Source organism: Leptospira bandrabouensis, from assembly GCF_004770905.1.
In the GTDB taxonomy this organism is placed as follows: domain Bacteria; phylum Spirochaetota; class Leptospiria; order Leptospirales; family Leptospiraceae; genus Leptospira_A; species Leptospira_A bandrabouensis.
Genome location: NZ_RQHT01000014.1, coordinates 1,877,675 through 1,902,063, shown reverse-complemented (window position 1 = coordinate 1,902,063; position 24,389 = coordinate 1,877,675). Strand labels below are relative to the sequence as shown.

Genomic DNA, 24,389 nt, shown 5'->3' with positions numbered 1-24,389 from the left:
TCTTATGATACATTGATTTTTTGTTTCGATAAAAAGACCGTTAAACGTTGGAGTTGGTCTTTGGATGTTGAATTTGATTCAGGTAATACTTTGCCATAAATGTTTTTTAGATGGTTTCGTAAAGTTCCGTCAGAAACATTCAGAATCAATCGAATGAAAGAACGACTATGACCTTCCGCTATCAATTCACAAATTCGAAGTTCTTGTTTCGACAATCCATAACTCTCCAGTGGAAGTGAAAAATTTAGATTTGGTTTATTGTCTTTTAGTGTAGTTTTCAACAAGTAGGAAAAAAACACAAGGCTCGTCAATGTCGTAACAATGGAAATCATATACTCTTTATAGCTAAATTTAGGAAGAATTCCTAAAACTAAAATCCCGATGAGTAAGCCAACAGCAAGCGATATCAAGATGGAAGCAATAAAACCATAAATACTTGGTTTAGATGCATTAAACCGATTTAGGTAAATAGAAAATAATACAGACAAAGTGGCATCTACTACAGGGTGAAGGGGAGGAAAATTAAATCCATACATAGGTAAAAAATTAGAAAAAAGACCAATCCACCAAACACACAAGGCAATGATAAAGGTACGTCTTTCAAAAAATACATTCCATTCCAAAGGAATTAATACAAAGTATAATGACAATGAGATTGCAAAAAAATGCACTGAACCGCCAAGTATACCACCAACATCAGTGAGTAAGGGTGCCATTCCAAAAGGAAACTTAGCAAAACCGTATACCACAGTTTTCGGTATCGAAGAACATATCAAATCAACAACCAATGCATAAATTGCAATGCCAACGGTTCCTTGATTCATTAATTTTCTTCCAGTACAAAACGAACAAATAGCAACTAACACGGGAGCCAATAGAAAAAAAGAATGGCACTGAAAGATCCAAAACGCAAGACCAGTGGTCTCATCAGGTGCAAAACAAAGGGCTGCTGTGGCAGCATTCTGAACGCCTATGGTAAAATAAAAAACACTCAGGAGTCTATGGAAGCGATGATCACGTGTAATATTTTCAATAAAACAACTTATATTTGCCAAGGATGCAAACAAAGGGACTAAGAAGAAAACACTCATCTGGAAAAGTTTAACCTAACTTTAACTAATTAAGCTCTGTGCTTATTTTTTTTACCATTCAAATTTACAATTTAAATAAAAAGAATGAATAAAATAATACTATCATTTGGCGAACTTATATGTTTAAGACAAACGATTGGTTCCTTTTATTCTATAAAAAGTCAAGAGGTAACCTTATAGGATTTACCTTTCCTAAATTCAAATGCTAAAGTTTCCATACATTGGTAACAAAGACAATCGGCATACTGTGTCGCCAAGTATTCTCTTTCTTCTAAGGAAAGATTCACTTTCGTACATTGGCATAGGCTAATGGAGCCCACTTTACATTCAAAAATTCGCAGACAATGAGGGCAAATTTTATTCTCATGTTTGCCATCACTATGGACTAAATTGTTATTTTTTAATTGTTTGGTATTATAATCTTCCAAGAAAATCTCCTTTCAAAAGAGATCTCTAACTGATATTTTTGCACGCAAGTTAGAGATTCCTAATTCTTTGTCCGGGATCCCTTAGAAAAATTTAGGAACGAATGATCGTTTACGGGCGATTCATTTGTGGGAAGATCCGACTTTTCCATCCAAAATCGATAAGGATGAGAATTCACGGTTGCACCGTCAGTTGAGGAGTTTCACCTCATTCCTCCCGGAATTACTTTGATGATCAATGGAAAGCACCAAATCTGTCAATCTTCTGTTCCTATCTTTTTCATTTTTTCTATTGTGAAACTTTATGTTAATGAGAATTGCCAATCACCTTGTTATCTTTGGATTGTAATAAAAATTCAGGTGGCATTTCATCTTTTAATCCTACACCAGACAACTTTCTTTGTATAACTTCAGTGATTAGATAGATTGTTTTTTTCACAGCACTTTCAAATCCAAAACCACTAGGCCTAATATTAGAAATACAATTACGGCTTTCATCTGTTTTACCAACTTGCGGATGATAGGTGATATATACGCCCAAACTATCAGCAGAAGAGAGGCCTGGACGTTCACCGATAATGACAACAGATACCTTCGCATTTAATACTTCTCCAATTTCGTCTCCAATGGCAACCCGCCCCCACTTCGAAAGTATAAGGGGAGCAATTCGTATACCAGTGTTACTTAACGAATTCATTAATTTCGTTATAAAAGGAATAAAATTCTCATCTAGTGCCTTTGCTGAAAGGCCGTCAACTCCAACCAAAACCAAATCATATTCACCAGAAAATTTCCTAATCTTTTCAAGCGAGTTTAAAGACAATCGCCTTCCTAAATCAGGTCGCATCAAATATTCCTCTTTTGAACTGATTTGACTTTCTAAAAATAAAGAAGGAATGGATTTGGGTTTTCCTAAATCTTCCAGTTCTTTTAATAACTTTGCAAAATCGGGACTTAATAAAACTGCATCTCTAGCCCTCGCATGATCCAACCGAAAACGTAACATATCTTTTGTGGAAATAGATCCACCAGACCGCGCTAAACCAATCCTTGCTTGAGTCAATAGTTTCCATTCTTCTAAAAAAGTCATAACTTTACTTTCCTAATAAATCTTCGAGTAAATTCAAGTTTCGATTTTCCTTCGGGAAAAACCCATTTTCATTGGTAAAAATTCCTCTATCAAGTAACCAACGTTCAAACTCAGGTGCAGGTTTTAATCCTAAAACTTGCCTTAAATATAAAGCATCATGAAAGGAAGTACTTTGGTAAGACAACATCACATCGTCGGCACCTGGAATTCCCATGATATATGTACATCCAGCAACACCCAAAAGTGTCAAAAGTGTATCCATATCATCTTGGTCTGCTTCTGCATGATTGGTATAACAAATATCCACTCCCATAGGAAGGCCGAGTAACTTTCCACAGAAATGATCCTCAAGACCTGCTCGAATGATTTGTTTTCCATTATATAGATATTCTGGTCCGATAAAACCAACAACTGTGTTTACAAGAAGGGGGGAAAACTTTCTGGCAACAGCATAAGCTCGTACTTCTAAAGTTTGTTGGTCAATTCCATGATGGGCACCCGCAGACAAAGCACTTCCTTGTCCCGTTTCAAAATACATAACGTTATCGCCAACAGTCCCACGTCCAAGAGACAAAGCCATCTGTCTTGCTTCATCCAAAATGGATAAACTAACACCAAAACTTTTATTTAAGTCTTCTGATCCACCTATCGATTGAAAAACCAAATCCAAAGGTGCTCCTCGTTTCATAACTTCCATGGAAGTAGTTACATGAGATAAAATACAGGATTGGGTAGGAATGGAATACTTTTGAATGAGGTTGTCCAACATTTCTAAAAGTGTAATGGAAGTAGGAATATTATCAGTGGCGGGGTTAATTCCAATCACAGCATCTCCACTTCCGAGTAATAACCCATCCAAAAGACTTGCTGCAATTCCTTTTGGATCATCTGTAGGATGATTGGGTTGCAACCGAACTGAGAGTCTGCCAGGTAAACCAATCGTATTTCTAAATTTTGTAATGATGTTTATTTTCTTACTAACAAGAATTAAATCCTGGTTGGACATTAGTTTTGATACGGCAGCTACCATCTCAGGGGTAATGCCCCATCGAATCGAAGTAATTACCTCAGCATCAGTTGATTCAGCTAACAAAAAATCACGAAACCCACCAACAGTAAGATGAGAAATCGATAAAAAATCCTCTTTTTTATGAGATTCCAATATCAGTTTTGTCACCTCATCTTTGTTTGCTGGAATTAATTCCAGGTTTAAAAATTCAGAAAGGTAAACATCAGCAAGGGCCATTTGTGCGGCCACTCTTTCTTCTTGGCTTTTTGCCGAAAGTCCCGCAAGGACATCACCAGAGCGATGAGTACTCGCTTTGGCCAAAAGGTCTTTTAAATCGGGGAATTGGTAGGTTTTGGTGCCGAGGATTGTTTTATAACCCATAGACAAATTCTAACCGAGATCATCTGTTTCGGATAGAATTTTTCCATTGGATAGGGAAGGATCTGAAAGATTTTTGAAATACTAGGACCAAGGAGTCAAAAACAATTCCCTCCATTGGAAATGGCATTTACCAAAGTTCCAAAAGTCAGATCTATCAATCTAAAGATATTTGGATGAAAATTATTCACCACATTTCTTTTTTTTCTGGTCTTTACAGCTTTGGGTTAAAGCGAAACGAGTCAGTTCGCACCCAGTATCACTCACTTTTACCGTATAAGTTGTTGGGTTAGATGGGTATTGATAAGAAGTTCTACGATCTTCTTTCACGCAACTAGGGTAGGCCACATAAACTGCTAATTCACAAATAGCTGCTTCATCTTTGGCTTTGGAACAATCATTACCTGTGGGTAAACCACAGTGGTAACTAAACACTGTTAAAAACATAAATAGAATGATTCGAAACAATGTTTTAGGGAAATATGAGAGAATAGAATCATTAAAAAACAAACATGCACCTTCCTGAATATAATGTATAACTTATATTTTCTAAATTAAAAATGTTTTGTTTTTTTTTACAACAAAACATTTGTTTTGCTATAGAAATTAATATATGTTAGCTCCTTTCAAGCGAACATATATTAAATTTTAGCTCTAATAAACTCATCGTTTTCCCCAAGTGACAAATCGAAATCAACTTCCGATTTTGTAGGGTAACCTGACTTCCTTCTCCCAAAGGCCAAACCGTCTCAGTCCCTAAAAAGAATCGAATTCAGAATTTTTTACCGTTCCCCTTGACAAACTATTGAATTTCTGCCTCCAACAGTTTAAATTTAGACTAAATCTAAAAAATTGCTTGCCCCAAATAACTAGATTAAATCTAAATCTATACTAAATCTAGAAAGTGAAGGTCAATATGAGAACGTTAAAAATTTCTACAATGGCCCTCTTGGTGCTCGTTTTGAGCCCATTGGGAGCGACAGACACAAAAGAACCTTCGAGCGTCATGGAACGCCAAAACATCTCCAATCAGTTTTGGTGGCCAGAACGACTCGATTTAGCCCCACTCCGCCAACATGCAGCGGAATCAAACCCAATGGGTAGACAATACAACTACTCCAAAGAATTCAAAGAACTAGACCTCCAACAACTTAAAGAAGAGATTAAAACCTTGATGAAAACTTCACAAGATTGGTGGCCTTCTGACTATGGTCACTACGGCCCCTTCTTCATTCGGATGGCTTGGCATAGCGCCGGAACCTATCGAATCTCTGATGGACGGGGAGGCGCCGGCGGCGGACAACAAAGATTTGAGCCACTGAATAGTTGGCCCGATAACGCAAACCTAGACAAGGCCCGTCGTCTCCTTTGGCCTATCAAAAAGAAATATGGAAAAAAAATCTCTTGGGCAGACCTAATGGTTTTAACAGGAAACGTCGCTCTCGAATCAATGGGATTCAAAACTTATGGGTTTGCCGGTGGAAGGACCGATGATTGGGAAGCCGACCTAGTATACTGGGGACCAGAAAAAAAATGGTTGGCCGACGAACGATACGAAGGTGAAAGAAAATTAAAAAATCCACTTGGTGCCGTACAAATGGGACTTATTTATGTCAACCCAGAAGGACCTAACGGAAACCCAGACCCACTAGCGGCCGCTAAAGACATCAGGGAAACCTTTGGCCGAATGGCTATGAATGACGAGGAGACCGTAGCTCTGATTGCTGGTGGCCATACTTTCGGTAAGGCTCATGGAAAAGCAGATCCATCCAAACATGTAGGTAAAGAACCAGCAGCAGCAGGAATCGAAGAACAAGGGTTTGGTTGGAAAAATAACTATAAAAAAGGAAATGCGGAAGATACGATTACCAGTGGACTCGAAGGTGCCTGGACCGCCAATCCAACTAAATGGACCACTCAATACCTAAACAACTTGTTTGGTTTCGAATGGGTGCAATCAAAAAGTCCAGCAGGTGCCATCCAATGGATTCCTAAGGATGGAGCCGGTGCCAATATGGTTCCGGATGCCCATGACAAAACACTTCGTCATGCTCCTATCATGTTTACAACTGATTTGGCTTTAAAATTTGACCCAAGTTACAAAGTAATCGCAAAAAAATTCCAAGAAAATCCAAAAGAATTTGAACTCGCTTTTGCTAAGGCTTGGTTTAAACTCACTCATAGAGATATGGGTCCCCTTTCTCGATACATTTCAAAAGATTTACCAAAAGAACCACTCATTTGGCAAGATCCTTTACCAGCCGTAGACCATAAGTTAGTTGGAACAAAAGAAATTGAAGCTCTTAAAGCTAAAATTTTAAAATCAGGATTAACGATTCCTGAGCTTGTAAAAACGGCTTGGGCCTCGGCCGCAAGTTTTCGCAGCACAGATATGAGAGGTGGAGCCAATGGAGCAAGGATTCGTTTAGAACCTCAAAAAAACTGGGCAGTCAATGATCCGGAAGAACTCGCAAAAACATTGAAAAAATTGGAAAAAATCCAATCCGAATTCAATGAGTCTGAGAACAAAATTTCACTTGCCGACTTAATCGTGCTAGGTGGAAATACTGCCATCGAAGAAGCCGCAAAAAAGGCAGGAATTAAGGTGACTGTGCCTTTTACACCTGGAAGAACTGATGCAAAGGTAGAACAAACAGACGTTTATTCCTTTTCTGTTTTAGAACCCAAAGCAGATGCTTTCAGAAACTACTATGGCCCGGGGAACTCTTTGTCTCCAACCGAAATGTTAGTAGATCGTTCCAACCTGTTGTCTTTAACCATTCCTGAAATGACAGTGTTATTAGGTGGAATGAGATCTTTAGATGGCAATGCGGGGAAATCAAAACATGGAATTTTGACAAATCGTCCAGGAGTCCTAAGTAACGATTTTTTTGTCAATTTGCTGGATATGTCTACTAAATGGCAAAAGTCTTCACAGGCAGATGGTCTTTATGAAGGTTTAGACCGCAAAACAGGCGCTAAAAAATGGACGGCAACTTCTGTGGATCTTATCTTTGGATCTCATTCAGAGTTACGAGCTGTGGCAGAAGTTTATGCGGCAGACGACGGAAAAGACAAGTTTGTAAAAGACTTTGTTTCGGCTTGGAACAAAGTGATGATGCTTGATCGTTTTGATGTGAAGAAGTAACAATGAGTAAAACTTCAAGAAAACAATTTTTTATAACATCGTTCTCTTGGATGGCCTCCCTCTTTTTTCTAGAGGGGGGGTTGGGATTGGTAAACAAACTAAGTGCAGATAAAAAAAATTCTACCCCCATTCCGGGTGATGCACATCCTGTTTTAGAATCTGATCCGACAGCCAAAGCACTTGGATTCCATCAAGATGCAAAGGATACTGATTTTAATTTGTATCCCGAGAGAAAGGAACCCACCGCAAAAAATCAATTTTGTAAACATTGTGCCCAGTATACCAAAATAAACGAAGGATGGGGAAAGTGTAATATCATTACCTCTGGAATTGTATCCTCTAACGGTTGGTGTTCTGCCTGGTCAAAGAGATCCTAATCAAAAATTTTTATTTCCAAACACATTTGGTTAAATCAACTCTCTCATATACCCAAGGTTTGTGAGCGTGTTTCGCATTTTTATCTTCGATTAAATCGAATGATCCTGCTTGGGAAGATATACTTTGAAAATAGAGGGAAAAAGGAGTATTTTTCATCTGAGTTCGTTTCGGACAAAGCCCCACTCCCTCTGTTTTTAAAAAAGAATAGGATGTTCCTAAATCATCTTGGAAAACCATACCTTCTTTTAATACACAAACTTTTTTAGATTCTTTAGTATATAATTCTAATTTTGTTTCGGTATCCGATACACAAATTTTACTGAGTACAACGACTCCTAAAAATTCCGAATGAAGATCACAACAAAGAGGTGCCGCATTCCAAGTTCGCTTAGTCAGTGTAGATACTTCAGATTTTTCTAAAGTATTTTCCTTAACGGTTTCTGTTGAACAAAACAGCTGTGAAAAGAATACACATAAAAATAAAAAAATATATTTTTTGAAAATCTTAGAAACCACAATCATTTTCCTTAAAGTTTATAGTCGTTTAATGTAACTTTTGTTCATGAAATGTGAATTTTCAGATTTGTTCCATCTATTTTTTGGAAACCATAAAATTTCAGAACGGAAAAGCCTAGGCTTCCCCCTTATTTTATTAGGTGTTGCAAAAAATGAAAGATTATAAATACAAACAAATCTCTAACTAAAAACTAAAACAATTTGCATCCGGATTCCCGTCCCTGGACGACAAATAAGCTGCTTTATATTAAAATGTGATTCAAATATTTATTTTAAGGAACATATTATCGTGAATTCGAAAATAATTTCATATATTCTTCCATCATTACTTATATTTTATTGTGGCTCTTTTCCTGTCGGTCAAAAACGTTTTAACGAAATGATCACGAAAAGGTAAAGGCAAGAGCGGCCTATGATTTTGATTGTCCAGTTGAAAATATAAAAATTAGTATAATAGACGATAAAAATTACGGAGCCAATGGTTGCAAACAACGTGCAACATTTACTGTATATCCTGCAGATTGTTCTCCGGCAACTACGAACGAGTATGGAGTTGAAAAGTATTGTCAAATTATAAAAAATTAAAATATATGCTTTGACTATATGACAAAATCCCAGTGTAATTTGGGTTACATTGGGAAATTTATAGTTACAGAAAAGAATTTTGTCAACCGTGAACATTCGCAATATTTGCAATTTGCCTCTAGTTTCTCTGCCAAAAAACGAATCAGTTCGATTTAAGATTTTCCATTAGAATTTTGTTTAACTTTTTAATACGGTTCTGAAAATAATTTTTATCATCCAATGAACAAGAAAAGAGATAACTTCCATAAACGGATACTATCACGTTTTCAGAAATATTCCATGCTTTACTATGCGGATACCCCTCCTTCGAAATTACTTTTGACAATTTCAAGGTAAGATCCTTATAAAAAAGATTAAGTTTGTCCATATAGTGGACTCTATGATGGCTTAATGCCAAACTACTCATAAAATGAATATAAGACAAAAGAAGAGTATCATACACAAAGGTGTTAAGAAAATCTTCGATCCCTTTTTTACCCTTAAGTTTATTTTCACTTAATAACGACAATTTCTCATTCAGATACTGCTCTGCATGTAAAATTATATAATCTACCATATCCGGTTTTCCACCGGGAAAAAAATAATAAATACTCCCTTTCCCTAAACCTGTGGCTTCTCCAACCATTTTAATGGATACACCATCAACTCCATAATTACAAAACAACTCGAGTAACTTAGGAACTAAATCAACCTTTTCCGTAACTGCCTTCGCCATGTTTACCAAACGGTCAACTGTTTACCAATCAGTAAATACTATTTCAAGAATTCCATTTTTTTTCATTGCATACTATAATCCTCTTTCAAATTCTAATTTTCAAATGAAAGAAAATTTGGCTGATTCTTTCCATCCAGATCCAAAGTGGAAATGGATGGAGTTTTTTTTAGGATTTAAAAAAGCAATCAACCTCTATAGTCCCTTCTGGGGATCCGGTATAAAAGTATTAAATTACAATAAAGAAAAACAACAAATCAATGTTCAGTTAAAAATGAACTTCTTTAATAAGGGCTACATGGGCACACATTTCGGCGGATCTCTTTATTCCATGTGTGATCCATTTTATGTTTATCTATTAATGAAAAGTTTAGGAAGCAGTTATATGGTTTGGGACAAACGTGCAGAGATAGAATACATTAAACGAAACAACAATTCAGTTTTTGCAAAATTTGAAGTATCAGAAAATGATATAGAGACCATAAAATCTCAGTTAATGAAACAAAAGAAAATCGATTATTCTTTTACGATAAACGTAACTGATTCAAAAGAAAACACAATCGCATTAGTTAAAAAAACAATATACGTAAGAAAGCTGACACCAAAGTCAAAAAACAGAATATGAAAGTATTGATTTTAGAAGACGAACCTATACACGCAAAATACCTAACAAAACTATTAAATTCAATTTCAGAATTTCCGATTGATGAAATATTTCACGCTACTTCCCTGGAAATGGCTTATAGTTATTATAGGCAATTGACTATTAATATATTTTTCTTAGATCTTACTATATTTGGTTCTGATGGTTTTCAATTTTTAGATCAATTCCCTAATGAAACAACAAAAACCATTGTTGTTTCTGCAAATATTGATATTGCCATTCGTGCTTTTGAGTATGGAGTAATAGACTTTCTAGCAAAACCGGTTTCCGATGAAAGGTTACGATTGGCCTTAGAAAGATATTCCCTTAGATCAGGAACTAGTCTAAAAGAAACAAAAAACCGAAACTATGTTAAATCACGTTTATTACAAGTTGATATAGATAAACTCGAGAGTCGTTTGTCTGAGCTAATGGAAGTTAAAAAGGTTTATCAAAACGAAGAATTAACCCTTGAAACATTAGCTGAAAAACTAGAGTTACACCCAAGACAGCTATCAGAATTTTTGAATGGAATCAAACAAACTAGTTTTAATTCATTTTTACATAGTTACCGAATTAAAGAAGCTAAAGAACTTTTGATCAAATATCCAGAAATGAAAGTCAGTGATGTATGTTTTGAAGTTGGCTACAAATCCCTTTCGAGTTTTTACGAAGCTTTTAAAAAAGAACAAAAAACCACCACATCAGAATTTAGACAAAAGACATTAACTACGTAAAAAATTCAAAACCTATAATCCTGACTCCCCTCCCAGGACGACAGGAAAATCAAAATGTATTAGAATCATATAAACTCACAATATAACTAGCTCATTTAGTTTAGGAGACTTTGATGTTTAGAGCAAATGATTCATTGAACCGTTCGATTTTCTCAGAAAAAATTAATTTAATGAAAGCGATATTTAATATATCAGTGTTTTATCTATGTTTAATAATTTCTATAACATTCGTCAGTTGCGCAAAGGAAGAAAATAAATCTGACAAACCAGATACCATTGGATTATTAGGATTACCAGATGAAAAAGAGACTTCTATAAGTTCGGAAGGTAACAATCCAGGAGGAGTATTGCCTCCCATCCCACCAGTGGTAGGCCAATCTGCTCCTCCGGGGCAACCGCTAAATGCTCCTATTTTAAACCAACCACAAAGTAAAGTTGAAAATGCACCTGTGTCAGAAGATCCAAGTGGATTCCATGGAAATATTCTCATCGATCATATTAGCTTTCAACTACCGGTACATAATCAGACAACGATTACTGCCTATATTGGAAAACGTAATATGAAACTAGAGCAGGATGGAACAGTTGTTAATGCAACAAACTTTAAGACATTAACTCCACTGAATCCCAATGGAGGTGCATTTTGGTTTAATTTTAAATTTCCTTCAGACCAAAAGCAGAAACTAATTCTTGTGGCACGAAATGAATTCGGTGCATCTTCGAAAGAAATTGACTTTTCTCACAATAGAAACTGCATCGGTGCACCTCTTGTGCCCATTACCATTGGCGATTGCGATCAACATTGTTTTGAAATCACAAACATTGCAGGAAATTTGGAATTTAGATCAAAACTCAAACATGGAGAAATTACTTATATTGAATTTGATTTTACTGGACCTTCGCCTAAAACGGGAGGACATCTTCTTGTTCCTAATTTCTTCAGTTATCTATGGGATGATCCTGCGTTTCCACCCCTGCAGCCAGGGATTACATCTGTTGTAACAGGTCTAAATCAAGAAGGTAAAGATAGTGTTTGTGTCCTATTGCAAAGTAATATAAATATGGAGGATGGAAACGGAAATTTTAACACCGAATTCTTTCATAGTTTAATTAGATTGGAATAGAAACCAAAATTAAACATAAGTGGAAAAGAAAATTTACTTCTTTTAGTATCAAAACCCTCTTGTGAATCTAAATGGGAGGGTTAGATAATAAAATTCCCTTCCATCTTCATTGATAAGTTTTCAGCTGAAATGGATATTCCATCATTTCCCTCGACTATAAAAGACGATCCTCTTATTGTTTTATCTTGAAACCAATAAATATGTGTTTTGCCATCATTCTTATTGTCTTCATAAAAATAACTAGGAATATCAGAAGTCCACAACCCTGTCATCGACCATTGTATACTTCTTTTTTTAAATCCAATAACCGTAGGTTGAGGTGACAGACTAGAAACGTTATAAAAAAACATATCAGATTCACCTAACAAAAGAATGCTTATTCATTCTTTTATATTTTATGGATTTGATCCAGATGTAACTATCGCACTTGGTAAAGTACTGGTACCAACATTTCCATTGGATGTCAAATTTCCATCACTCAAATTGATCCTAAACATATCGACTGTGTTTGAATTGATATTAGTTACATATAAAAATTTCCCTGAAGTATCTGTAGAAATTCCATTTGGTGCATCACCTTGGTTGACCAGATACGTAGGCCCTTGAGACAAACCACCATTGATCGGATCAACTCTGTACATAGAAACTAAATCAGATCCCTGGTAAGTTATGTAAATATATTTCCCTGTAGGATCAACAGTTAATGATTTAGCATTTATACCAATAGCGGTTGTGGGGGAACCCAAAGATTCTAACAGTCCATTATCAGGATTAATTCGGTAAGATGAAATATTATTATCTGAATCATTAGCGAGGTAAAGATTTTTACCATTGGCCAATATTTCCAAGCTTCTCGGAAAGGCTCCTGTACCAATCGATTGAATTACAGTCGGATTAGGTATACCCGTTGTTGGATCTATATGATAGACATCCATACTCCTTCCGCCATAATTAAGAACATATAAGTAATTTCCCAAAGGATCTATCATTAAGCTAGATGCACCTGTGTTTACTGCCATCGTATATACTGATGATAAAGTTCCCGTTGCTTGGTTCACAACAAAAGTATTTACATTTTCAAAATTCCGAATATAGACCATATCCTTATAAGGATGGTATACTAAACTTGATGGAGAATTTCCGCCACTAGCGATATTTCCTAAGCTCGTTAAATTTCCATTGGTTTGGTTAATCGAAAATTGGGTAATGTCATTGGAATTTCTATTTGGTACAGTTAAATATTTTTGGCTGGGACTAACAGCCAAAGATTCTGGTCCCCCGCCAGCAGCTACAAACCCGGAAGCATTTAACACTCCTGAACTTGCATTAACTGAATAGGAATTCACTAGTCCCGAATTTGTATTTACTACATAAGCAAATTTAGGGATAAACAAAGATTTAATGATGATAGAAATAGTGGTTTGTTTACTTCTGCTATTAGCAGTAATAGAATATTTAGTTGAATTCATCCCATATAAAGGAGTACCAGAAATCACACAATTCGATTCATCTAAGTTCAGTCCTATCGGCAAACTTGGTTTAGATTGGCAATGCTCAATTGGCTCAGAAGAAAAAGGAATAATCGGCGTAAGAGTTTCATTTTGTCGTACGACAAGAAAATCAGAACTATAATTTAATCGCAGAGGAGCAAATCCAGCAAACAAAGGACATAAATATTGACCATCATCAGAAGCAAATTCTAATACAGCTGACATAGCAAAACTTGGACTTTCTGGATCGCAAGTTCCATTTAATCTGGCGGGTGCACATTGGAAAATTAAAAATAGGATTAAAAAACTAAATAATAAATAGACAATAATTAATTTATTTTGCACTACAGAGACAACCTCACTAAACATTCTAATACAACTGTTAGAGTTTGTCGTCCGGGGACGGGAATCAGGAGTCTTGAATTGAAAAAAGCAAAATCAATGAAGTCTGATCAGACAACAAACTTGTTATGGATTTCTCGTAGCTTAATAAACCAGATTCAAACCTTTGTTATCGCGGTATTCCTAATATCTTGTCAAAATAAAGATACAGGCTTACTATTACCGAAAGCCATTGATGGTAAAATGATTACTCATGAGTCGATGTTTAACAAACAAACATCGATAAAACTTGATGGAGAATGGGATTTTTATTACGAAAAGCTTTTGGATTCCGATGATTTCAAATACCCAACTACAATATTATCAAAAGAGTTAATGACACTTCCTGGTTTTTGGAACGAAAAAAAGTTGATAGGAAAAGTTTATTCTCCGCAAACCTACGGTACTTTTCGCCTACACCTAACTTTGCCTAAAAAACCGACAAACTTCCAATGGTCTTTTTATATTCCTCACGCTTTCACTACATATCGAATGTATTTAGATGGATATCTGATTTCTGAAAATGGAATTGTTGGTAAAACAGAAATAGAAACAAAAGAATATTGGTTACCAAAGATTGTTTTTTTTACACCGAAATCAGAAACGGTAGAAATTATTATCCAAGTAGCAAACTTTAAGTCTTTAAATGCAGGGTTTCGGCAGAGTATTGAAGTTGGAACACAAGAATCAATGATTCAACTTAAACAAACTAGACTTGCATTAGATATTTTTTTAATTGCCAGTTTGTTTGTTATTTCATTATACCACTTCACACTTTTCCTTTTGAGAAAAAAAGAAATTGGTCTGCTGTATTTCTCAATGTATTCCTTTGTTAGTTTGATATACAAATCAACAAGCGGGGAATTTTTCCTACTAATACTCTTTCCCAATTTCGAATGGAATTGGCTCATTAAAATTTTCTTTATTTCAATTTATTTAACTTTACCTTTGTTCACCAGCTTTATAAGCAATTTATTTCCAAACGAAACCAACAAAAAGATAAATATTCTTTTTCAATTTACCTTTATCACTCTTTCTATTTTTGTCCTATTTTCTAAATCAAATTGGATAGAAAGAACTCTTTTACCTGCTGAATTTATTATTCTCCTATGTTGTCTTTATATTTTTTGGATTTTAGTTAGAGCGATTATTCAAAAAAGAGAAAGCTCTCATGGATTCTTATTTGGATTTATTTTCCTATTTTTAACCGTACTGAATGACATATTATTCGAAAAAAATATCATTAAAACAGAAGTTTATGGCCCAATTGGTACCTTTGTTTTGTTTTTTTCCCAATCTTTCTTCTTATCGAAAAAATACTCCAAACTCTATTCAACCATTGAAAAACAAAATGAAGAACTAGAACATTCTGCCCAATTAAAGGATAAAATATATTTATCAAACATTCAGTCAAAGCGAATGGAACTCGAACTATATAAAAAAACAATCCAACCACACTTCCTGATGAACTCACTTTCTGCAATTCGTTATTGGGTTTCTGAAAGTCCTGAAAAATCCGCACAAATATTAGATTCTCTAGTAGGTGAACTTCGTATCATCTTAAAAGTTGCTTCAAAACAATTAATTCCTATCAAAGACGAAATTGATTTATGCAAATACCATATTGAAGTCATGAAAATAAGAATGGAAAAAGACTATAGATTCCGAATTTTTGGAATCAATTTTTCAGAGGAAATTCCACCTCTAATCTTTCACACACTCATCGAAAATGCCTTTACCCACGAAGATTCTGTAAAGGCAAAATTAAGCTTTTTGATTCTCAAAAAAAATATCAAGAAAGATGAGAATTTAATTTCGGTCTATTGTTTTATTGTGTATAACCATTGTAAGACAAAGGAACCTATTACTTCAAAGAATGGATCGGGAACAGGGTTGGAATATGTAAGACTCCGATTGGAAGAATCCTATTCTGGGAAGTGGTCGTTACAACACGGGAAATCTAAAAAAGGATATCGAGTTCTCATCAAAATTCAGACAAATTAAAATGAAAATATTGATATTAGAAGACGAACCAGTCCATGCAAAATTTTTAACCAAATTATTACTCTCGATTTTAGAACCTTCTGGTTTGGAAATTAAACATGTAACTTCCATTGATGAAGCTGATACAGAATTAAAACAATTGCCAATCAATCTTCTTTTTTTAGATCTCAATATCTTTGGATTTGATGGTTTTGAAATTTTAGAGAGGATTCCTACAATCTTCACGAGCACCATTGTTGTTTCCGCAAACACTAACAACGCAATTCGAGCATTCGAATTTGGTGTCATCGATTTCATAGCAAAACCTATTTCGGAAGACCGTTTGCGTTTGGCATTAGATAGACATTCCCTTTTTGCAAGCACATACCAAAGAGGAGGAGACCCAAAAAACAATACTAAGTCTCGTCTGCAGCGAGTTGATCTTGAAAACCTACAAAATCGATTAAGCTACCAAATGGATGTTAAAAAAGTTTATTTAAACGAAGACCTTTCTCTTGAACTTTTAGCGGAAGAACTTGATTTACACCCAAGACAACTCTCCGAATTTCTAAATGGAAAAAAAAAGACAAGCTTTAATTCTTTTTTACACGGATATAGAATAAAAGAAGCAAAAGAACTTCTCATTAAATTTCCTGAAAAAAATATCAGTGAAATAGGATTTGAAGTAGGTTATAAATCTCTTTCTTCTTTTTACGAAGCTTTCAAAAAAGAAATCAAGATCACTGCTTCCGAATTTAGACAACAACAACTCTCTACTGATTCAACAGTCGACCCTATTTGCATTTCTAACAGTTAATTTATTTGAATCAAAAATCCAAATCATTCTTACTTTATCGTAGTGTATGGAAAGATAGAACGACATCCTTGAAAACCTTCATTAGTCCATATATTCTAAATTATCATGGTAACCGAAAAAATATCTGCAAATTCAAATTTAACTACGACATAGTATAGTTTAAGTCTTTGATCTATATTTTTGAACTTTTTTTCATACATCGATAGGTATTTATTCGTAATTATGTTATGAATAAATACTGCTCCCAACCAATTCAAAGTTTGGGTTAGTAGGAAAAATGGCAGAAATGTCTCGAGAAATCACAATTAAAGAATTTACATATGCCTTTTTCTCTTCACTTCCTGATGGGAACTATGTTCTTCTTTCAAAAAATGGTCAAATTTCGGAAGCAATTCACGCCAAAACAAATCGATTGGGAATCAATTGTGAAAGTATCGGAAAATCATTTCGAAATCTTTTGCCTGAGTCATTGACAACACTCGAAGAAACTTTTCCACAAATAGTCTCATCAGGAAATTCGCTTGAGAAACGTTATCCCTTTCCAAAATTCCAACTGATCGTAAAACTTGCCCCTTTTGCAATACCCTCACAGTCTGAAAAATATATTTTATTTTCTGCCTTAGAAATGGATGAAGAAACGGACGGATATTTATCTGAAGTAGAAAGGTCTGTCATTCAATATGAAGAAAACCTACATAAAGAAATTATAAAAATCTTTAATTGGAGGCATGAAATTGAAGGTTAAGGTAATCACAGAGATTGGATGGAAAAAGCACTTCAAAACTTGTATACATCTTTAAGGCGAGGATCAGGACTAGGAGCTTTAGTTACTACAGTTGGTTCCCTACTTAAGAAAGCAAAAATAGATGGAAACCATCATATTATCCCCTCCACCATTTATGAATTATTAGAAGAGAATTTTAGTAGTATCAAAAAGCTGGTTCAAACATTAGCAAAAGCGCAAATTATTTTTGAAGGGAGTGCTACCAAAACAGAAACCACTTCACTAGAAGATTTTCGAAACATGATACAGGAAGAAGTAAACTATCTTTCTGATATGGCCTCAATTAAAAACCAAAAGTTTCATATTTCGAATTTACAGTTAGGTGCAGAAAGTAAGTTTCAATGTCATTTTAAACTTTTACAAACTGCGATTAGAAAACTTCTCATCAATGCAATGAAATAAGGCCTTGAAAGTTCAAGTATATACATTCTTTTTATAAAAGCCGGAGAAAAAATTTCACTTAAAATTTCAAATGCACCTATGTATCCTTCAATTCAACAAATTGATTGTAAAAAAATCAATCGACGAAATTCCTTTGACAGAGGTAACAAACGTAATTTAAAAAATTGGTATTCAATTCGAAACTTGACTCTTTAAACACAAATCACAATTGCCACATCCACTAAACGTTGAATCAAAATATTCATGGATGAACTTACGCCTACAATCCTTTGTTTTTGTATACAAAAGAGTTTGATATAATCTTTTTTGAGATTCCTTTTTCTTTTCCAACAACTCCTCTTCAGAAAACAAAGAATCTGACCATTCAGATTCAATTTGTAATGTTCCTCTTTCCATATCCCCTGATATCAAACCTTTACTTGCTAATAAGTTAAGTGCAGTTTGAATCCGATGATCTCCTTTATTTTTAAAGGTCATATAGGATTGTAAGGTTCCATAATCTAGACCAGACAATTCATTTTGTTTAGATAATAGGGTAGTAAATAATTTTTTCAAATACGTTCTATCTGGATTTTGCCAGTCAATAAACTCCATTTGCACAGCAAGGTCGTCCTCGCAGTAGAAAAGTTTACAATCAGAATCGTTGCCATCTCTTCCTGCACGACCAATTTCTTGATAATAAGATTCTATACTTCCCGGAATTTGTGCGTGATAAATGTTTCGGATATTTGGTTTATCAATACCCATTCCAAATGCATTTGTAGCAAGAAGGATTCCATTTTCGATATTAAGAAACTTGGTTTGCACTTTATTCCTTTGGTCAGATGAAAGTTTACCGTGATAAACAAAATGTTTTTTATGTTTGGTATCCAGCCAATGACTGAATTTTTCTAACTCTTGAATCAAACTAAAGTAGATGATCGAAGCACCATTTGTTTTTTTCAATTCGGAAAAGATAGTTTGGTATTTTGCCTCTGTATCAAAACAATCAACAACAGACAATTTTAAGTTTGGTCGAAACAATCCATCGTCGAATATTTTTATTTTTTCTTTAACAACTCCCAATTGGTTCACAATATCTTCTTGGACACGAAAGGAGGCCGTAGCAGTTAAAGCAATCGTAGTAGGATTTCCAAGTATCTCACGAAACCAAGATATTTTTGTATAATCAGGCCGAAAATCATGACCCCATTGGCTAATACAATGTGCTTCATCGATCGCTAAAAGAGACACTGATTGGTGATTTAGAGCCTCTAAAAATTCTTTTTTCTGAAACCGTTCTGGAGAAACATATAATATTTTATACTCTCCAGATTTTAGCTTACTATATCTTTCTAATCGTTCTGACTTCGACAAACTTGAGTTAATAAAATCCGCCGATACACCTTTTCTTTGTAAGGCGGAGACTTGGTCTTTCATCAAAGCAATCAATGGTGATATCACAATACAAATGCCTGGCATAAACAAAGCAGGAACCTGATAACATAGAGATTTTCCCATGCCCGTAGGCATAAGGACCAAAGCATCTCCCCGATTAAGGATATGTTTGATTATGATCTCCTGCTTTCCTCGAAAAGAGGAAATTCCGAATGTATTTTTAATAAGATCTAAATCCAAAGAAAAAACAAACCACCAACTGCGTACAAAGTTATTTCGAGAGGTTGTTTCTAAAGATTTGACAATGTTTTATCTTTGAATTTTTAGCTGAACCGCATCCATTACCTCTTCCAAGATAGAAGGATCGTCAATCGTTGATGGGATAACATAAGTCTCTCCATCAATCATTTTCCTCATCGTTTTACGAAGAATTTTCCCTGACCGAGTTTTTGGTAGTCTTTTTACAAAGACAACGGTTTTCAAAGAAGCGATTGCACCAATCTTTTCACGAATTCGGTGAGTGATATCGGATTCGACTGCCTTTTCTTCCAAAACCACTCCATCCTTACAAACAACAATTGCTAACGGGACCTGTCCTTTGATCTCATCGGCGATTCCAATTACCGCTGATTCTGCTATCGCAGGATTTTCTGCAACTATCTCTTCCATTTCTCCAGTAGACAACCTATGTCCTGCTACGTTGATTACATCATCAATGCGACCTAATATGAATAAATAACCATCTTCATCAAAATATCCACCATCTCCTGTTAGATAATATCCAGGATAATGTGATAAATAGGAAGATTCATAATTTTTATGATCCATCCAAAGTGTAGGCAAACATCCTGGTGGTAATGGAAGTTTAATGACAATATTTCCTTTTTCTCCTTGATTGACTTCATGTCCTTCTTCATCAAGAATTCTCACATCAAAACCAGTGACTGGCTTTGTCGCAGAACCAGCTTTAGCTGGCAATGGATTTGAACCCATCATATTGGCTGCAATGGCCCAACCTGTTTCTGTTTGCCACCAGTGATCCACAACTGGTACTTTTAGAAGTTCACAGGCCCAATCATAGGTAACAGGATCCGTCCTTTCTCCCGCTAAAAATAAATATTTAAGAGAAGATATATTGTATTTAGATAATTCTTTTCCTTCTGGATCTTCCTTTCGAATCGCACGAAAAGCAGTGGGAGCACAAAACAATGTTTTAACATTATATTCTTCAATGATCCTATAAAAAGCTCCTGCGTCTGGTGTACGGACAGGTTTCCCTTCATACAATACAGTGGTACAACCATAAATGAGCGGTGCATAAACAATGTAGGAATGTCCCACAACCCAACCTACGTCAGAAGCCGCAAAAAAAACTTCGCCGGGTTTCATATCGTAAATGGTTTCCATAGAATAATGCATGGCAATAGCATGACCGCCATTGTCCCGAACCACTCCTTTAGGTTTACCTGTTGTACCGGATGTATAAAGTATATAAAGCGGATCAGAAGCAGAAACAGGAACAGATTTTTTTTTGCCCGCCGTTTCCATCAGCTCATCCCAATCAAAATCACGTCCAGTATGCATAATTACTTCTAAATTTGGCCGAGATTTTAGAATTACATATTCTGGTTTATGATTAGAAAGATGCATTGCTTCATCTAACAATGGTTTATAAGGTATAATTTTTGAAACCTCAACACCATAAGAGGAAGTGATAACAAGTTTAGGTCGACAATCATCCAATCTAACGGCAAGTTCATGGGGAGCAAAACCGCCAAACACAACGGAATGAACGGCTCCAATACGAGCACAGGCCAACATAGAAACCAATGCTTCCGGAATCATTGGCATATAAATGACTACCGTATCTCCTTTCTTAACACCAAAGGAATCTAAAACGAATGCCATTTTTTCTACTGATTCTAAAAGTTGAAAATAGGATAATTTTGTTTTCGTTTTTGTAACAGGAGAATCATAGATAATAGCAGTATCCTCGCCTTTTCCAGATTCAATATGGTGATCTAAAGCTAAATAAGAAGTATTTAATATACCATCGGGGAACCAATGATTCAGACCATCTACACCAGGCCCGTATGATACCGTTGGCTTTTTTTGCCATGGAATACGATTGATTTGGGACATCCAGAAATTAGATGTATCTTCACTATGAGCCGACAGAACCATTTTACTACTTCCTAATTGTTTATAAGATGCAAATTCTTGTAAAATCCCAACAAAAATTCATATATTTGGCAATAACGTTTTAGAAATAAAAAAGGTGACATTTCTTATATGCGTATTTCCTCATACGGTAATCATTGCATTGATTAAGTCGCATTTTTAAGAAATTTAATTTTAGAATCAATCCAAAAGCCTTGACATAAGCTTAACATAACTTAGCGTAATGAGACTTTAGGAGAAATAATGATTCAAAAATCATTCATAACAAGTGCGTTATGTATTTTTTTTATCTTTAATCAGTAGGTATTATGAAATTTATTATTACATTTTTATTATTTAGTTTGCCAATATTAGCTAAGTCAAATCTTCTAATTTCTTTTGAAGAAAACAATCTTTACGGTTTCAAAGACAAATCTGGAAAAGTCATTATCAATCCACAATACCAACATGCATTGGACTTCACAAAGGAACAGGTTGCCTTTGTTGTAAAAGAAAACCATTGGGTATGTATCAACACAAAGAACCAGGTTTTATTAGAAACTTTTGTATATGATAATGGACCCGATTATTTTTCGGAAAACCTTGCTCGCTTTGTAGAAAATAAAAAATTTGGGTTTTACGATTCACGTTGTAAAAAACAAATCGCTGCCGCTTATGATTTTGTGTATCCGTTTGAAAATGGCCTTTCCATCGTTTGTAATGGCTGTGAATCACAACGAGAAGAAGAACATAGCCGAATCGTCGGTGGAAAATATGGGGTTATTAATAAAAAAGGAAAAGTTATCATTCCCATCGAATGGGATTCGATCGAATCAATTGATTTCAAAAAGAAAACGGCAACGGGGATCTTAAACAATTCAAAAAAGAGAATCCACTTCAACTAGACTGGGGAAGTGGCCGATGGATGGACTGGATTACAAACAAAGCCAACGAAACTAGAATTAAATTAATTCCATTCTAGTACTTTTACGGTTAGTTTTGGGAACTTGATCCAATTGTCACATGACTGGGTCCAAATTACCTGTGACATTTTTTTACCCGTTTCAACGATGGCTGTGGCGGGTAAAATCCGAACCAACGGATTTCAAATTAATGAATAGGAACATTCTGATAGGATTATTAATTCTTTGTAGTTGTTCACCAATAACTGAAGATTCAAATTTAATCTTTGCTAGCAAAGGAGAAATCGATTTAAGAACCTACGATTTTCAAAAGGTGGTTCCCCTCTCTGGTGAATGGGTATTTGATTGGAAAAATTTAATTCCTCCTCTACCTACAAGTTCCGCAAACCAGACCAGCCAAAACTCTATAAAAGCAACTTCAAAACCCATAAAAAGTTTTTTACAAGTTGGAGAAAGATGGAAAGAACATTTTGAAGGAATAGGCTTTGGAACTTACCAACTCAAAATCCTGCTTCCAGAGACAGCAAAACAAAATATATATGCTCTTCGATTCTTTCAAACGGGCGGGGCTGCTATGTCCATTTATGTGAATGGGCAACTAGAACTGGAACTTGGAAAAGTAGGAACATCCAAAGATTCCATGATTCCGACTCGCAGTTCAGGAATCGTTTTACTTCCCCATCCCAATGCCGAAACAAACATCCTTGTTCATATTTCTAATTTTTATCATGATGATGGATCCTTTTGGTATCCACCCACATTAGGTTTATACAAAAAAATCAATACTCAAGTATTCAATGAAGCGATAAGAGATGCCTTACTCACGGGTGCTCTTATTTTTATGGCCTTTTACCACTTTACCGTTTATTTTTTTCGAAGACATAAAACTATTGTTTTCTACTTCGGATTGTATAGTTTAATCATCGCCTTACACTCGATCTCCTTAAATGGTGATTCTTTATATTTTTTATTCCCTGATGTTCCCTATCGATTAGCATTTGCCCTATCGCTTATTTTTTTCCTGGCGATGCCTAGTTATCTTTTATTTTTATACCAAAGATTTCCTGAAAATTTTTCTAAACCAATTATCACGTTTTTTATCATTTCATGTACAAGTTTATATATTTATGTATTGGTAACACCTTCTGAATTAGGTTCCCAAGCAACTTTTTATGGAATATTTCTGACAATACTTGCCTTATTTTATTCCGTACTTTGTATGATCCATGCTGTTTATCAAAAAAAAGATATGGCGATACCACTTCTTTTGATTCAGTTTTTTTTATTTTTAAGTGCGATCAATGACACACTTTACTTATACGGGATCTTAAATTATTTTATGATTCTCAAATATTCCTATTTATCAACTGCCTTGTTCCAATCGCTTGTTTTAGCTTCTTACTTTACTAAATCTTTTCTTAAAAATGAAATACTAGGGAAGGAACTTTCATTACTCAACGAGTCATTAGAAAAAACCGTTATCGTTCGCACGAAGGAATACAAAGAAGCAAAACAAGTCGCTGAAGAAGCGAACCAATGGAAGGATAAATTTTTATCACTGGCTGCCCATGACCTTCGCTCTCCATTAAGCACAGTATACTCAGCCCTAACTTTAATCACAGATAAAGATTCTTCAGAAGAAGAAAAAAGCCACATACTAAAACAAGTGTTTGTGATCTTAGAGAACGCGATGTCTACCGTAGAACATCTATTAAATCTAAATCGTTTCCGATTAGACCAGGGACAAATCTCTATTCAATTAACGGAAAATCATTTTACTACTTTAATTCAAACTCTTCTCGATTCATTTACAATTGAGTTTAAGAAAAAAAAGTTAAAAATTCAATTATTGATTCCTCCGAATGCCATTGTTTATGCAGATACTTCTATACTCATAGAAATCCTCCGCAATTTAATTGCGAATGCTATTAAATTTAGTCATACCGATGGTTCGATTCAAATTTCATTCGATGAGACTGAAGAATATGCAGAAATCAGAATCAAAGATGATGGTTCGGGAATTTCCTTAGATCGCCAAAAGGATTTATTTTTAAAGCCAATGTCATCTCTAGGTACATTGGGAGAAAAAGGTTTTGGGATTGGATTAAAACTCTGTTTTGAACTGATAAGACTCCACGAAGGCAGTATCCAAGTCCATTCGGAACCAGGAAAAGGCAGCCTATTCGTTCTAAAATTCCCAAAAGAAAACCGTACAGTTCCCCTAGCATGATCACAA

Annotated in this window: 22 protein-coding genes; 11 read left to right on the top strand and 11 right to left on the bottom strand. The window is 35.1% G+C overall.

What is annotated here, in order from left to right; translation table 11 throughout:
* Nucleotides 1-2: 2 nt before the first annotated feature.
* The 5 genes from EHR07_RS16095 to EHR07_RS16075 form a co-directional block, all read right to left on the bottom strand.
* A complete protein-coding gene (locus tag EHR07_RS16095; protein ID WP_135745990.1) occupies nt 3-1,091 on the bottom strand; it encodes a helix-turn-helix transcriptional regulator in 1,089 nt (362 codons plus the stop codon).
* 161 nt (nt 1,092-1,252) lie between these two features.
* Nucleotides 1,253-1,519, bottom strand: a complete 267-nt coding sequence (locus tag EHR07_RS16090) for a cysteine-rich CWC family protein (RefSeq protein WP_135745989.1) — start codon at nt 1,517-1,519, stop codon at nt 1,253-1,255.
* A 304-nt stretch (nt 1,520-1,823) separates the two neighbouring features.
* On the bottom strand, nt 1,824-2,606 hold the full coding sequence (eutC, locus tag EHR07_RS16085; protein WP_135745988.1) for an ethanolamine ammonia-lyase subunit EutC: 783 nt from the start codon (nt 2,604-2,606) through the stop codon (nt 1,824-1,826).
* A 4-nt stretch (nt 2,607-2,610) separates the two neighbouring features.
* Entirely contained in the window at nt 2,611-3,996 is a 1,386-nt protein-coding gene (locus tag EHR07_RS16080; protein WP_135745987.1) for an ethanolamine ammonia-lyase subunit EutB, read from the bottom strand.
* Nucleotides 3,997-4,176: 180 nt separating this feature from the next.
* Nucleotides 4,177-4,503: a hypothetical protein gene (locus EHR07_RS16075; protein ID WP_135745986.1), complete on the bottom strand. Its 327-nt coding sequence runs from the start codon at nt 4,501-4,503 to the stop codon at nt 4,177-4,179.
* Nucleotides 4,504-4,909: 406 nt separating this feature from the next.
* On the opposite strand from EHR07_RS16075, the gene katG reads away from it, so the two are divergent.
* Both katG and EHR07_RS16065 read left to right on the top strand, forming a co-directional pair.
* On the top strand, nt 4,910-7,141 hold the full coding sequence (katG, locus tag EHR07_RS16070; protein ID WP_135745985.1) for a catalase/peroxidase HPI: 2,232 nt from the start codon (nt 4,910-4,912) through the stop codon (nt 7,139-7,141).
* Nucleotides 7,142-7,143: 2 nt separating this feature from the next.
* Nucleotides 7,144-7,518, top strand: coding sequence for a high-potential iron-sulfur protein (locus tag EHR07_RS16065; protein WP_135745984.1), 375 nt, complete (start codon nt 7,144-7,146; stop codon nt 7,516-7,518).
* Nucleotides 7,519-7,528: 10 nt separating this feature from the next.
* Here the strand turns inward: EHR07_RS16065 and EHR07_RS19235 are convergent, their stop codons facing one another.
* Both EHR07_RS19235 and EHR07_RS16055 read right to left on the bottom strand, forming a co-directional pair.
* The gene (locus tag EHR07_RS19235; protein ID WP_244288965.1) at nt 7,529-8,041 is read right to left on the bottom strand and encodes a hypothetical protein; all 513 of its coding nucleotides are present in this window, start codon (nt 8,039-8,041) and stop codon (nt 7,529-7,531) included.
* Nucleotides 8,042-8,762: 721 nt separating this feature from the next.
* The gene (locus tag EHR07_RS16055) at nt 8,763-9,335 is read right to left on the bottom strand and encodes a TetR/AcrR family transcriptional regulator (RefSeq protein WP_135745983.1); all 573 of its coding nucleotides are present in this window, start codon (nt 9,333-9,335) and stop codon (nt 8,763-8,765) included.
* A gap of 103 nt (nt 9,336-9,438) precedes the next feature.
* Between EHR07_RS16055 and EHR07_RS16050 the strand changes: the two genes are divergently transcribed.
* From EHR07_RS16050 to EHR07_RS16040, 3 genes are all read left to right on the top strand, one after another.
* The gene (locus EHR07_RS16050) at nt 9,439-9,957 is read left to right on the top strand and encodes a DUF4442 domain-containing protein (protein ID WP_135745982.1); all 519 of its coding nucleotides are present in this window, start codon (nt 9,439-9,441) and stop codon (nt 9,955-9,957) included.
* Nucleotides 9,954-10,712, top strand: coding sequence for a response regulator transcription factor (locus EHR07_RS16045; protein ID WP_135745981.1), 759 nt, complete (start codon nt 9,954-9,956; stop codon nt 10,710-10,712). Before EHR07_RS16050 ends, EHR07_RS16045 begins: the two co-directional genes overlap by 4 nt.
* Nucleotides 10,713-10,825: 113 nt before the next feature.
* Nucleotides 10,826-11,836, top strand: a complete 1,011-nt coding sequence (locus EHR07_RS16040; protein ID WP_135745980.1) for a hypothetical protein — start codon at nt 10,826-10,828, stop codon at nt 11,834-11,836.
* Nucleotides 11,837-11,916: 80 nt separating this feature from the next.
* Here the strand turns inward: EHR07_RS16040 and EHR07_RS16035 are convergent, their stop codons facing one another.
* Together EHR07_RS16035 and EHR07_RS16030 are read right to left on the bottom strand one after the other, a co-directional pair.
* Nucleotides 11,917-12,204: a hypothetical protein gene (locus tag EHR07_RS16035; RefSeq protein ID WP_135745979.1), complete on the bottom strand. Its 288-nt coding sequence runs from the start codon at nt 12,202-12,204 to the stop codon at nt 11,917-11,919.
* A gap of 27 nt (nt 12,205-12,231) precedes the next feature.
* Nucleotides 12,232-13,671 (bottom strand): lactonase family protein, encoded by a 1,440-nt coding sequence (locus EHR07_RS16030; RefSeq protein WP_244288964.1) that lies wholly within the window; start codon nt 13,669-13,671, stop codon nt 12,232-12,234.
* 78 nt (nt 13,672-13,749) lie between these two features.
* On the opposite strand from EHR07_RS16030, the gene EHR07_RS16025 reads away from it, so the two are divergent.
* The 4 genes from EHR07_RS16025 to EHR07_RS19225 all read left to right on the top strand — a co-directional run bounded on the left by EHR07_RS16025 (nt 13,750) and on the right by EHR07_RS19225 (nt 17,693).
* On the top strand, nt 13,750-15,711 hold the full coding sequence (locus EHR07_RS16025) for a sensor histidine kinase (RefSeq protein WP_244288963.1): 1,962 nt from the start codon (nt 13,750-13,752) through the stop codon (nt 15,709-15,711).
* 1 nt (nt 15,712) lies between these two features.
* Entirely contained in the window at nt 15,713-16,507 is a 795-nt protein-coding gene (locus EHR07_RS16020; protein ID WP_135745977.1) for a response regulator transcription factor, read from the top strand.
* A gap of 277 nt (nt 16,508-16,784) precedes the next feature.
* The gene (locus EHR07_RS19230; RefSeq protein ID WP_238778218.1) at nt 16,785-17,252 is read left to right on the top strand and encodes a hypothetical protein; all 468 of its coding nucleotides are present in this window, start codon (nt 16,785-16,787) and stop codon (nt 17,250-17,252) included.
* Between the two features lie 18 nt (nt 17,253-17,270).
* A complete protein-coding gene (locus tag EHR07_RS19225) occupies nt 17,271-17,693 on the top strand; it encodes a hypothetical protein (RefSeq protein WP_238778220.1) in 423 nt (140 codons plus the stop codon).
* Between the two features lie 171 nt (nt 17,694-17,864).
* Here EHR07_RS19225 and EHR07_RS16010 read toward each other — a convergent pair whose 3' ends face one another.
* On the bottom strand, nt 17,865-19,310 hold the full coding sequence (locus tag EHR07_RS16010) for a RecQ family ATP-dependent DNA helicase (RefSeq protein ID WP_135745976.1): 1,446 nt from the start codon (nt 19,308-19,310) through the stop codon (nt 17,865-17,867).
* 69 nt (nt 19,311-19,379) lie between these two features.
* A complete protein-coding gene (locus tag EHR07_RS16005; RefSeq protein ID WP_135745975.1) occupies nt 19,380-21,254 on the bottom strand; it encodes an AMP-binding protein in 1,875 nt (624 codons plus the stop codon).
* Between the two features lie 305 nt (nt 21,255-21,559).
* Between EHR07_RS16005 and EHR07_RS16000 the strand changes: the two genes are divergently transcribed.
* Both EHR07_RS16000 and EHR07_RS15995 read left to right on the top strand, forming a co-directional pair.
* On the top strand, nt 21,560-22,135 hold the full coding sequence (locus tag EHR07_RS16000; RefSeq protein ID WP_135745974.1) for a WG repeat-containing protein: 576 nt from the start codon (nt 21,560-21,562) through the stop codon (nt 22,133-22,135).
* Nucleotides 22,136-22,343: 208 nt separating this feature from the next.
* Nucleotides 22,344-24,383, top strand: a complete 2,040-nt coding sequence (locus EHR07_RS15995) for a sensor histidine kinase (protein WP_135745973.1) — start codon at nt 22,344-22,346, stop codon at nt 24,381-24,383.
* Nucleotides 24,384-24,389 lie beyond the last annotated feature (6 nt).